This is a genomic window from Pectinatus frisingensis, from assembly GCF_015732285.1.
Taxonomy (GTDB): domain Bacteria; phylum Bacillota; class Negativicutes; order Selenomonadales; family Selenomonadaceae; genus Pectinatus; species Pectinatus frisingensis.
Genome location: NZ_WIQU01000022.1, coordinates 302,039 through 314,454, shown reverse-complemented (window position 1 = coordinate 314,454; position 12,416 = coordinate 302,039). Strand labels below are relative to the sequence as shown.

The window sequence follows — 12,416 nt, the reverse complement described above, 5'->3', positions numbered from 1 at the left end:
ATCAATAAGGACTCAACTTTACACATTCATGTTCCTTATCAGCAACAAATGAACAATGCTGCGCATCTGTCTGCATAGTATAAAGGAACGGTGATATCGTCACCTTTACACCCGGATGTACAGCATCATCCACCCTTATTTTAGCATTGGACATATTTTTAAGTGCTTCAGCCAATTTTTCTATTATGGTCTTGTTCCTTTCAATTTTTCCTGCCAAAGGAAATCTTACACGCTTTAGTTGACCTAATTTTTCTTTTTGAAGCAACGATAAATTAGTTTTATTCTTAAATGAATTTAATGCATTAGTTATATTGCGCAATTGTTTTTTGTCAGTCTCGTATTCTTTGAGCAGACTTGTATACCGTTCATTGATTATAGGATTTATTCCCACCTCAATTTTTGTCGATACATTAGCAATATTTCCCAGTACACCCGCATCAATCAAAATACCCGCAATTGCATGACCGCCGACTATTTGCCCACGGCGCCCCTTTACAATAATTCTTCTTCCGGCATTTAATTTCGAATGCATCGCCACATCAACCACATAAATATCACGTTCTGCTGTTATATAGGCGTTTTCAGCAAAAGTAGTGTGAACATCTTCCCGGGCAGTTATTTTACCGTGCCGCATGCCCAGCACGCCACCATCTATATAAACATTACGTGCTATCACCGTCCCGCCGCCGACAACACCGCCAATATTGACATCTCCCTCGGCTTTGACCGTAAAACCATCCTGAACACTACCTTTAATAAACACACTGCCATTGAAATTGATATTGCCGGTTGATAAATCAACATCACCATTTATGTCCAGTTTGGGATCAACAGAAATACGGTTATTTTCTTCAATGGCCTGCCCGTCAATAGCAGCCACTAGTGTATTATCATCTACAATTTCAGTATTTTTCCCTTTTATCAGCGGTATTGGTTTACCCGCCCGGCAGGCTATTTCCTGTCCCAAGACATTCATGCCCGATTCCCCCTTGGTTTGAGGAATTCTTTCAGCAAGGACCGTTCCCTTTGTCACGACAAAATACAAATTAAGGTCCTTATAATTCACCCTACCGTTTTCCTTTGTTGCCGGTGCCCCCTTCTTAGAAAAATCGATATGTCTTTTTATATAAGCATTATCACCATTAATTGGTGCCTTCCCTTCAGCGATTATTTGTGTTTGAAAAGGTGTTTTTATAAATTCGTCGATATTTGACTCATTTATACCATAACTTATTTTCTTGTCTGAGAGCAGCTGCATAATATAATTCTTATCATAATTAAACTCCTTATCTTCTCCGTTAAAGCTGATCACAGCCTGCATCTTATCCTTACTTATCTCTACCAACGGCACAGGAACTTCCCGTGCCACAGTCTGCTCTGCTCCTCCTGCTATCTGCTTGCGCTGCCCATCATGTTCATTAACGATTTTTACTATATCTGTCAGCTTATAATCCTTTATTTCATGCTTTTTTAAAATTGCGCATAATAGCGTAAGGTCTTTGAATGAAGCTATTCCTTCAGCCGGTTGATACACGGTTAAAAAAACTTCTTCTCCTAAAATCTCTAATAAGTATCCTTCTTTTTCACTGCCAACAGCAACATCCGGCATAGTAAATCCTCCTGAGATTAGAACACTTGAAATTTTTTACAATTAACAGCTTTCCCCTCGAAAACTGTTTTCAAGATACAATGTTGCTAAAACATATTTTTATAATAACTGCCCTTAAATTACATCTATTTTTATTATAGCTGTAATTTTCCGAAATAAATCACCACTCATCTCCCACGCCGCTTATTTTATATATTTTTAATTAAAAATATCAGATTTGGAACGCGATAAATAACCCCTTAGTCTGAGAACTGCCCTTTTGTGCAACTGACTTATACGTGCTTCCGATAGATTAAGTGTCATGCCGATTTCCTTCAAAGTCAGTTCCTCCGAATAATACAATGAAATTATCAACTTTTCTTTTTCCGGCAGCCGGTCTATAGCTTCTGCCAGCTTTTGCTTAATGAAATCTCTGTTGATTTTTTTTTCCACATCATTGCTGTCACTGACCATGTATTCCGCATTTATATATTCTTCCAGTGATGTCAATGAAGTCGTATTTATATTAGCTTCTAAAGTATATAAATCTTCCAATTTCATCGTCATTGCCTGGGCCAATTCCTGTTTGGTCGGAGTGCGGTGCAGATCCTCTTCCAGACCAATATACACAGTTTCATATTTTTTGATTTTTTTCCGCAAAGAAACTGATAGCCAGTCCCTTGACCTCAAATAATCCAATATTGACCCGCGTATGCGATTTTTAGCATAAGTCTCAAACTTTACCCCCAGATTGATATCAAACCGTGAAATGGCATCCATAAGTCCAAAAAAACCGCTGCTTATCAAATCATCACGTTCAATATGTGACGGTAAATTACACGCTATATTATTTACAATAATATTCACTAACGGCAAATAATTTTCTATCAAACTGTTTCGTGCGGCTAAATCATCATCTTTTTTATATGTTTCCCATAAATCAATAATATCGGGGGCAGAAAGAGGTTTAATTGTCTGCAATTTTGTGCCTCCTTAATTTATGTTCAAACAAATTTGCAGCATTACCAAAACAACAGACAAATATCATTTTTCATATATATTTTATCTGTCGACCGGAATAATATCAAATTGTTTTTTCACCCTTATTAATTGTTCTTATTTTATATAAACCTGTTTCTAAATCAATTTCCACCGTACGTCCGTATGTTCCGCCTAAATCTTCGCCGGCAATTTTTATTGCACAATTTTGCAAAGTTTTCCTAGCTAATTCAGCATTCCTTTTACCTATTGCCATTATATCAGATGTACCGGCAAATTGAAACATTTGTGAACCGCCGGCCAGTTTAGCTATCAATCTCGTCTTAACAGCACCCATCGAAATAACCTTATCAAGTAAAAGCGGTATACCGGTATCGGCAAATTTAGCCGGATTTTCATTAGCACGTGCCTGAGTACTGTCGGGCAGCATAATATGAACCAATCCGCCTATTTTTATAACAGGATCATATAAAGTAATACCAACGCAGGAACCCAATCCATAGCTAATAATTTTATCTGGCGCCTTGCCGACCTTATAATCGGCTATCCCGACTTTTAATGCTTCAGCCATATTATTTCACTCCTACTGCATTTAAAATTATTTGGAGCGAGCCAGAGTCGGGTATTAAAAAGAAATGTCCATTTATACCATCATCTTCCGATAAGAATTGTGTTTCAATAACGAGTGCGTGATCTCCCATCTGTCCCAATTGAACAATTACAACATTTAATATTGCTCCTGCCATATCCACAGCCATAGCTGGTATTGAAGGCAGCAATGTCAACTTTGTATAGTAAGATAAAGCATTCAAATATGAACCGGCTAATATGTTCCCTATTTCCATCAAAGCTGACTGATCCATTTCAGTCAGCTCTCCTTCTGTGCTTTTTTGCTCTCCTAATAAATGCTCAACTAAATAAAAGGCGCTTTCCTTAGGCATCAGGAATAGTACGCTGCCCGGTGCTTTTCCATACACTCGTAAGAAAATACCAGCAACCATTGTATCCGGACCACCCACAAGATTGGGAACATCTGCCAATGGTACCACAGATACACTTGGAACATCCATATCTATTTTTTTATTTATAAGCTGTGAAAGTGCCGTAGCTGAATTTCCGGCACCTACATTACCTATTTCCTTTATTGCGTCCAGCTGCATTGCTGATAAATTTAACATACTGTCTGACATATGCACACCTCATTTATTTTCGTTATTTAATCCTAATATTTCATATAAATTTAATAAAATAACGAGTCGGTCATTTAAATTGCCTATGCCGCTTATAAATTTATTGGACTCTGCATGCAGATCATTTTCCGTTGATATTATCTGCTTGTAATTAGTTATACAGTTAGTATCAACAGTCAAAACCTCGGTGACGGCATCCACGATCATGCCAACTGTTATATCTTCTAATTTTATGACAATTATTCTGGTAGATTCACTATACTCTTCATCCGGCAGACCGATTCTTTTTTTCAGGTCAATAACCGGCAGTACACTGCCCCGCAGATTTATAACACCCTTGATATATTCTGGCGTAAAAGGTACCCGGGTTATGTCAGTAAGTCTTTTTATTTCTTCAACATTTAAGATACTTATGCCGTATTCTTCACGCTTTAACTTAAATGCGACTATCTGTACTTCACTTGATGCAGCTTCTTGCTGTTCCATGATATACTCCTCCTACAAATTATTGCATTAAAATTGCAACATCTAAAATCAGGGCAATCTGACCATTACCTAAAACCGTTGCACCGGAAATAACCTTGATACCCGATAACAATTTGCCCAGCGTTTTTATTACGATTTCCTGCTGACCAATCAATCTGTCAACCATAATGCCGCATTTCTTATCACCAATATGCACGACGACTATGTATATTTCATCACTGTCAAAATCAGCCGCAGGCGGTACATTAAGGGCTTGGTTCAAACGGACTATTGGTATTATTTCACCACGAATAACGATAGTTTCCCTGTTTTGGATAGTTTTTATATCATCTGGCGTTATATTTATAGTGCTATCAATAGAAGCCAATGGAATAGCGTAAATTTCTTTTTGTACATTGACCAGTAAAGCCTGAATAATAGCCAATGTCAAAGGCAGCTTTATTTTAAATATACTGCCGGCATTACGTTTGGTTTCAACATCAATAACTCCACCTAATGCTTCGATCGTAGTTCGCACAACATCCATTCCTACGCCACGTCCGGATACATCAGTAATTACATCAGAAGTGGAAAAACCCGGTAAAAAGATCAATCGCACTGCCTCTGACTCTGTCATATTATCGGCATCTTCCTGTGTAATAACACCTTTTTCCAATGCTTTATCCCGAATGACTGCAGCATCCATGCCAGCGCCGTCATCAGTGACCATGATTATTACATTATTACCTTCATGTCTGGCTATGAGGCCTACCTTACCGACACGCGGCTTACCCTTTGCTTCACGATCATCAGGATGTTCTATGCCATGGTCCATTGAATTGCGGATAAGATGGACTAACGGATCTCCAATTTCATCTATTACAGTTCTGTCCAGCTCAGTTTCTTCACCTTCAATAGTCAAATTGACTTCCTTACCCAATTCTTTTGCCAAATCCCGTACAACACGGGGAAACCGGTTAAATACCTGCCCTACCGGAACCATCCGCACCTTCATGACAATTGACTGTAAGTCACTCGTGACCCGATCCATTTGTTCAACTGTTTCCACTAATTCAGTAATACGGTGAGTATTGCCAATTTGTTCCAGCCGTGTCTTGTTGATAACTAATTCACCGACCAAATTCATCAAAGAATCAAGCTTTTCAATACCAACACGTACAGATTGGCCACCTTTCATGTTGTCATGATGCTGGATAGCCTGCTTCTTTTTGACCGGAGCACTCGGTTTGGCAACTGCCGGAACAGCTGCTTTCTTGACAGCCGGTACCAATGCCGGTGCATCAAGTTTAATTATTTCTATCATTACTTGCTTTATTTCAGAAATACCCAATAATGTAGATTCTACCCGCTGTTCTTCTTCACCTGTCAGTAAAATAACATCAAATGATAAGTCAAACTTTTCTTGTTCTAAATCCTCTGCCGGTGGAACAGATTTTATTACGTCACCCAATTCATCCAGTGCTGACATTACCATATACGAACGAACCGCTTTCAGCACACATGTTTCAGCTAAAATAATCCTCACATGCATTGCCCGCAGGCCCGATTCTTTAGCCTTATTAATGAGATCTTTGTCAATATCGGTAAGTTCTATGCTCATATCAGCTTTTTTATCATCAGCTGCATCCGCGGGCGCAGCTGATGATTTATCTGTACTGCTTTTAGCGATTGAACCTGTTGAATTACCGGAAGCAATGGCATTCAACTTTTCTACCAAACCTTTTACATCAACCGAATCTTCAGGATTACCGGCTTCTACATTATCGACCATCTGCTGCAAGGCATCGACACTTTTAAATAATATATCCACAATGTCTTCATCAGCGTGCAGTTTTTCATTACGAATCAAATCCAGTACGTTTTCCATATCATGAGTAAGTTCGGCAATGGCTGTAAAACCCATTGTAGCCGACATTCCCTTCAATGTATGTGCGCTTCTGAAAATCTCATTTATCGCATCGGAATCCTCAGGATCTTTTTCAAGGTCCAGGAGACGTTCATTAAGTGACTGCAAATGATCTTTTGATTCTTCCAGAAACATCTCCATATATTGACTAGTATCCATTTTTCATTCCTCCAGAATATTATTGATTTCTTTTTATGGCACTAACTATTGCATTAGCTATTTCATCCACAGGCAAAACCTCATCAGCTATTCCCAAATCAACAACGGCCTTAGGCATTCCATAAACTACTGATGTCAGCTCACTCTCAGCAATTACATAGCCGCCGGCCTTTTTTATCTGCAGCATGCCTGCTGCCCCGTCATTTCCCATACCAGTCATAATAACTGATACAAGGCTCTTTCCGAAAGGGACTGCGGAATTAAACAATGCATTGACTGACGGGCGGTGATTACCGATCGGCGGCTCCTGATTAAGTGATATTATACCTCCGGCAGCATCCTTATGCACCACCATATGGTAATTTCCCGGTGCTATATAGACATGCGCAGGTTCAATACGATCACCATTTTCAGCCTCTTTAACAGTCACCTCAGACAATTGATTTAATCTGTCTGCCAATGACTTTGTGAAACCGGGCGGCATGTGCTGTACAACGACCACACCGCACGGCAGATCTGCCGGCAGCTTAGTGATTACATCCTGCAGTGCCTTAGGTCCCCCTGTCGATGTTCCAATAGCAACCAATCTGGTACAACCTGCTGCACTGCTATTGTATGCAGGTCGTCCTTCGGTTACGGAATAAAACGGACTCACCCTTTTAGAATTTATATGCCATGCGGATAGCTTACCCTTCACTTTAACTGCTGCCCGGCATTTATTTATTATGCTGTCACTTATATCTCTGGAATTAATTATATTAGTATTACCCTTATTAATAAAATCTACCGCGCCTGCCTCCAATGCCGCTATTGTTTCGTCAGCACCTGATTTAGTAAGACTGCTTACCATTATGACCGGCAGCGGAGCTTCCCGCATAATCACTTTTAAGGCATGCAAGCCATTCATGATCGGCATATTGACATCAAGGGTCATAATATCAGGTTTTAACTCCAAAACTTTTTCTATAGCATCCCTTCCATTCACTGCCACACCTACTACTGTAAAATCTGCTTGTGTAGCAAATATATCTGACAATATTTTTCTCATGAAGATTGAATCATCTGCTATTAAAATACGGATCAATGCTATTTTCCTTTCTTACTTTTGTATTATCCCTTTATTAATAAATTCCCTTTGTTTAGTAAAAAGATATTTTATCAATTTATTTTGAATCTGCCGCGATAAATCAATAAATTTAGCGCCGACAAGATATTGATTACTGTCTTTTAAAATAGAACGTTTTATCCTGGCAAAAGTATATATTCTGCCTACGGAAGGAATAAGCTCAGTCTCAATTATAATTTTACTATTGGGCAGCAATTTGGTATTGTAGAAAAAAGATATGCCATTACCGCTCATGTCGAAACTTTCAGTTTTGAACGGTGCATTAATTCCGCCGTTTTCATCAAATGTTATAATTCGCAATGCCGTCCGCAACGGTATTCTTACAAATTCCCGGTTTTGTGCTTTTATGACTGTATCATTAATATTTAATACCCATACCGGTACATTGATTTTTGCCAAATGCCTATACTGACCGGTAAAGATATAAATACAGGTGCTGTCAATTATTTTACCACTAATAGGCTGATTTGTTTCCGGAATTATCGGACATCGCCTTGAATCTGCCGGCAAGGCCAAAAAAACTTCATTTTCCTGTATATCTTCAACTCTGCTTGAATAAGCGACGGCCTCATCACTGTTGCCTATCTTAGTAATCTCTATACGCTGCCCTATCCTTAAAATTTTTTTTGTCTTAAAAACATTAATATGCTTCATTGTCGTTTCCTCCGTAAAACTAACGGGAAAAAATCAAACGCTGCAAAAAACCGCGCCAACCCCGTTTGACTCGCATACTGTCTCCCTGCAAAACTGCCTTTGCTATTGAATTTATGCATTTGGCCGCAATAGTATCAGGATAAGACAATAACAGAGGAATCTGCTTTTTTATAGCATTTGTCATATTGCGGTCATCATAAATCATTCCCAGATAACTTACATTAACTTGTAAAAATCTTCTGGTGGTTTCGATCAGTTTCATACCGACATCGATTCCCTCAGACTCATCATATATCTTATTGATAACGAATTTTATATTAAGAAAATCTGTTTTCGCTCTGCAGGCTTTGATAACGGCATATGCATCCGTCAATGCCGTTGGTTCTGGTGTAGTGAGTAAAATAATCTCATCGGATGATAATAAAAAATCCAACACATTTCTACCGACGCCGGCACCAGTATCTACTAAAATTATATCAGCAACAGTCTCACACGCGTATAGCTTTTGTATCAGCAGTTCCCTGGTGGTAACTGAAAGATCCGACATTTGTTCAATTCCAGATCCCCCCGAGATATATTTGATTCCGGCAGGACCTTCCAATATGATCTGCGCCAAAGAAATATCACTGTTTAACAAATCCATCATCGTATACCTTGATGAACAGCCTAAAATCACCTCAACATTTGCCAATCCCAAATCCGCATCAATTATCAAAACACGTTTGCCCATTCGTGATAAAGCAATGGCCAGGTTAACGGTAAAATTTGTTTTGCCGACACCGCCCTTACCACTCGTAATTGCAATGATATACGGCAGATTATCTTTCTTATCAACATTTACAGAACCTGTCTCCTGCAAATCACCAACAAAATTTTTTCCCCCGACTAGTTGTCGCAATTTGGCAGCTTGGTCTTTCATAATATATCTACCTCAACAGAAGATCAGCTAAATTTTTTGCCAATGCCGGGAAAATGTCATCAGGCACACTTTGTCCATTGGTAAAATATGATAAAGTAATCGGATATTGCTTAAGTAAATTGAGAACCATGCCAATACTGGATGTTTCATCAGTTTTGGTAAAAATAACCCGATCAGGTGCACATAAAGAAAACTTTCTAATTATATCCACTACATCACGCGGCTTAGTGGTAGCACTTAGAACAAGATGCTTTTCAATACCGTTGCCGGCAGCAAGTAAATCATGCAATTCCATTAACTGATATTCATTATGCTGGCTGCGGCCGGCGGTGTCAATTAAAATCAATTGTTTATCTTTATGTTTATCGATTGTATCTTTTAACTCAGATGGTGAATAAACAATTTCCAATGGCAGTCCAATGATATCCGAGTATGTCTTTAACTGGTCAACCGCCGATATCCGATATGTGTCAGCAGTTATTAATGCTGCACGCACGCCCTGTTCTAAAGCAAAACGGGCAGCTATCTTAGCTAGTGTTGTAGTCTTTCCCACACCGGTGGTACCAATTAACGCGACAATCTTAGGCCGTCCGGCAGTGAGTTCTATTCCCGTTGGTGGTTTTATATATTGAGCCAGGTAATCCAGTAAAATTTTTCGGGCTGCCGGCATGTTTTTATCCAATAGTGCATTACTATCGGCCGACTGATTAACAATTTCCTCGATTATCGCATCATCAACTTCCTGCTGTTGCAATGCCTCTTGTAATGATACAATATCAGATTCCGCACTTTTGCCTTGTCCTTTTAGTACGTCATTAAGCATGAGCTTCATTTGGGCAAGTTCTGTCTCCAGCTGCCGGATTTTTACTTCCTGTCCATTTTCTCCAGCATTCATATCCTGCATATTATCAGACGCCTTTATAATTTTCGGCTGTCGTACATAATCGGCCGATACAGTATCTTCTCCGGGTGTATCTGCTGCCGGCTCATTATAGTTGACAGTTTTATAATTCTGCAATACTTTCTTAGGTACAATCGGTTTCATTTGCTCCGGTACAGCTTGCTGCCGTACCGGCTTTGATATCGGCCTGCTGTCAGGAACCGGTGCGCTACTATTTATAACCGGCGGTAAAATTGCTGTGCGCGGTTTGTCCTCAACAGCTGCCGTTACTTCAACCATTTTTTTGCCACCATAACCAAAAATCCCCCCTGTAGTGTATTTTTTAGTATGCAAAATCACCGCGTCCGCACCTAATTCCGCACGGACTCTATCCATAGCTGCCTTAGCAGTACGCTCCTTAAATACTTTAATCTGCAATTATATTTTCACCACCCCAAGAATCTGAATTTCCACATTTGAATCTATTTCAGCCTGTGATAATACAATTACACCAGCAATAGATCTTTCAATTAATTTTTTAAAATATATCCTGATAGCCGGCCCTGTAAGCACAATCGGTTGATAACCCAGATCCGTGAGTTCCTGCAGGACCTTGTTCATCGCCGTTATAAGATTTTTCATCGTATTAGGATCAAGACTTACATATGATCCCCGCTCCGTCCGCTGCACAGCACCGGCAATTTTATTTTCCAGTCCCGGATCAAGTGACACACATGGCAGGGTATTGTTTTGCACATACTGACTAGTTATCTGCCTTGCTAAGGCATGCCGTACATATTCTGTTAAAACATCAGTATCCTTGGTCATTTTCGCATAATCCGACAAAACTTCCAAAATCGTAGCCATATCGCGAATAGATACTCGCTCATGCAGTAAATTAGCCAGGACTTTTTGTATCTCACCAACACTGAGCAGATCAGGTACGACTTCTTCAACCACCGACGGACTAGTTTTCTTAATATTATCAATTAAATTCTGCGTTTCCTGACGACTCAGTATTTCATCAGCATGGGCCTTTATAACCTCTGTAAGATGTGTCGCTAAAACAGAAACGGCATCAACCACCGTATATCCATTCAATTCTGCCTGTTCACGCTGTGCTTCAGTCACCCATATAGCCGGTAATCCAAAAGCTGGTTCAGTAGTTTTTATGCCATCAATTTCTTCTACCACTGTTCCGGAATTCATTGCTAAATAGTGGTCAAGTAATAATTCTCCCTTGGCTATTTCAATACCTCTTAATTTTATGATATAAGCGTTAGGTTTTATCTGAATATTATCACGTATCCTGATAGTGGGGACAACCAAGCCTAATTCCAAGGCACATTGCCGTCTGATCATCACAATACGCTCCAGCAGATCTCCACCTTGTGCTGTGTCAACCAATGGAATCAAACTATAACCTATTTCCAGTTCCATTGGATCCACCTGTAATAAAGATATAACATTCTCCGGTTTTTTTATTGCTTCCTTGCTCTGTTCTTTTTGTTTAGCCTGAGTATTGGCTAAAGACGTCCGTTCTGACCTGCGCAGATTATAAGCAATTATAAAAGCGAATGCCGCCAGCACCAAAAATGGAATTGTAGGCAGCCCCGGTATCAAGGATAGGAAAACCAGGACACCGGAAACTATAAAAAATATCCGTGGATTCCTAAATAATTGACTTATCAGATCATGTCCCAAATTGGAATTAGAAGCAGCCCGCGTAACGATGATACCTGTAGCCGTTGATATCAAAAGTGCCGGTATCTGATTTACCAGACCTTCACCGACAGTCAGCAAAGTATATTGCTGCAATGACTGAGCTATAGTCAAATTACGCTGAACCATACCAATTATAAATCCGCCAAAGATATTGATAATGATTATTATAATAGCAGCGATAGCATCGCCTTTGACAAATTTGCTGGCCCCGTCCATAGCTCCGTAAAAATCAGCTTCATGCTGTATTTTTTCACGTCTGGCCTTAGCTTCGGCGTCATTTATTATACCTTGATTCAAATCGGCATCAATAGCCATCTGTTTACCGGGCATAGCATCCAAAGTAAAACGAGCAGAAACTTCCGCCACACGTTCTGCCCCTTTAGTAATTACAACAAACTGTATAATTATCAAAATTACAAAGACAATAAATCCTACTACCGGATTGCCGCCGACAACAAAATTACCGAATGCCATTATTACTTCTCCGGCGTAACCATTCAACAAAATCAATCTGGTTGAAGATACATTCAACGCCAAACGAAATAAAGTTGCAACCAGCAATAACGACGGAAAAACCGAAAAATCCAACGGCTCAACATTATAAATTGTTACCATTACCACGGTTAAAGCCAAAGTAATATTGAGGCATAACAACAAATCCAGAAGAAACGTCGGCAGCGGAATAATCATCATTATGACTATCGTCACGATAGCTAGAGCGATAACAACATCACTGTACTTATTAATAAAATTTCCTGCTGTAGTAGATGGTGCAGCCATAATG

Annotated in this window: 11 protein-coding genes; all 11 read right to left on the bottom strand. The window is 39.5% G+C overall.

Translation table 11 applies throughout. The features are described 5' to 3' along the window. Position 1 precedes the first annotated feature (1 nt). Positions 2-1,609, bottom strand: coding sequence for a DUF342 domain-containing protein (locus I6751_RS04425; protein ID WP_196591845.1), 1,608 nt, complete (start codon positions 1,607-1,609; stop codon positions 2-4). A 198-nt stretch (positions 1,610-1,807) separates the two neighbouring features. Next, positions 1,808-2,569, bottom strand: coding sequence for a FliA/WhiG family RNA polymerase sigma factor (locus I6751_RS04420; protein ID WP_196591844.1), 762 nt, complete (start codon positions 2,567-2,569; stop codon positions 1,808-1,810). A gap of 103 nt (positions 2,570-2,672) precedes the next feature. Next, complete coding sequence (locus I6751_RS04415; RefSeq protein WP_182188485.1) at positions 2,673-3,158, bottom strand: chemotaxis protein CheD; 486 nt, start codon at positions 3,156-3,158, stop codon at positions 2,673-2,675. Position 3,159: 1 nt separating this feature from the next. Beyond that, entirely contained in the window at positions 3,160-3,777 is a 618-nt protein-coding gene (locus tag I6751_RS04410; RefSeq protein ID WP_182188484.1) for a chemotaxis protein CheC, read from the bottom strand. Positions 3,778-3,786: 9 nt separating this feature from the next. After that, positions 3,787-4,263 (bottom strand): chemotaxis protein CheW, encoded by a 477-nt coding sequence (locus tag I6751_RS04405; RefSeq protein WP_182188483.1) that lies wholly within the window; start codon positions 4,261-4,263, stop codon positions 3,787-3,789. A 19-nt stretch (positions 4,264-4,282) separates the two neighbouring features. After that, positions 4,283-6,328 carry a chemotaxis protein CheA gene (locus I6751_RS04400; protein WP_196591843.1) on the bottom strand — a complete coding sequence of 682 codons (2,046 nt, stop codon included), beginning with the start codon at positions 6,326-6,328 and terminating at the stop codon, positions 4,283-4,285. A gap of 19 nt (positions 6,329-6,347) precedes the next feature. Beyond that, on the bottom strand, positions 6,348-7,412 hold the full coding sequence (locus tag I6751_RS04395) for a protein-glutamate methylesterase/protein-glutamine glutaminase (protein WP_196591842.1): 1,065 nt from the start codon (positions 7,410-7,412) through the stop codon (positions 6,348-6,350). 15 nt (positions 7,413-7,427) lie between these two features. Next, complete coding sequence (locus I6751_RS04390; protein WP_196591841.1) at positions 7,428-8,108, bottom strand: flagellar brake protein; 681 nt, start codon at positions 8,106-8,108, stop codon at positions 7,428-7,430. Between the two features lie 19 nt (positions 8,109-8,127). Further along, entirely contained in the window at positions 8,128-9,027 is a 900-nt protein-coding gene (locus I6751_RS04385; protein WP_196591840.1) for a MinD/ParA family protein, read from the bottom strand. A gap of 7 nt (positions 9,028-9,034) precedes the next feature. Then, the gene (gene flhF, locus I6751_RS04380; RefSeq protein WP_196591839.1) at positions 9,035-10,345 is read right to left on the bottom strand and encodes a flagellar biosynthesis protein FlhF; all 1,311 of its coding nucleotides are present in this window, start codon (positions 10,343-10,345) and stop codon (positions 9,035-9,037) included. After that, positions 10,346-12,412 carry a flagellar biosynthesis protein FlhA gene (gene flhA, locus I6751_RS04375; protein WP_196591838.1) on the bottom strand — a complete coding sequence of 689 codons (2,067 nt, stop codon included), beginning with the start codon at positions 12,410-12,412 and terminating at the stop codon, positions 10,346-10,348. Between the last annotated feature and the right edge of the window lie 4 nt (positions 12,413-12,416).

Excerpts from the sequence above, each read along its gene's own strand:
- I6751_RS04425 (WP_196591845.1), bottom strand. The coding sequence starts at position 1,609 with ATGCCGGATGTTGCTGTTGGCAGTGAAAAAGAAGGATACTTATTAGAG.
- I6751_RS04415 (WP_182188485.1), bottom strand. The coding sequence starts at position 3,158 with ATGGCTGAAGCATTAAAAGTCGGGATAGCCGATTATAAGGTCGGCAAG.
- I6751_RS04410 (WP_182188484.1), bottom strand. The coding sequence starts at position 3,777 with ATGTCAGACAGTATGTTAAATTTATCAGCAATGCAGCTGGACGCAATA.
- I6751_RS04405 (WP_182188483.1), bottom strand. The coding sequence starts at position 4,263 with ATGGAACAGCAAGAAGCTGCATCAAGTGAAGTACAGATAGTCGCATTT.
- I6751_RS04400 (WP_196591843.1), bottom strand. The coding sequence starts at position 6,328 with ATGGATACTAGTCAATATATGGAGATGTTTCTGGAAGAATCAAAAGAT.
- I6751_RS04390 (WP_196591841.1), bottom strand. The coding sequence starts at position 8,108 with ATGAAGCATATTAATGTTTTTAAGACAAAAAAAATTTTAAGGATAGGG.
- I6751_RS04385 (WP_196591840.1), bottom strand. The coding sequence starts at position 9,027 with ATGAAAGACCAAGCTGCCAAATTGCGACAACTAGTCGGGGGAAAAAAT.
- flhA (WP_196591838.1), bottom strand. The coding sequence starts at position 12,412 with ATGGCTGCACCATCTACTACAGCAGGAAATTTTATTAATAAGTACAGT.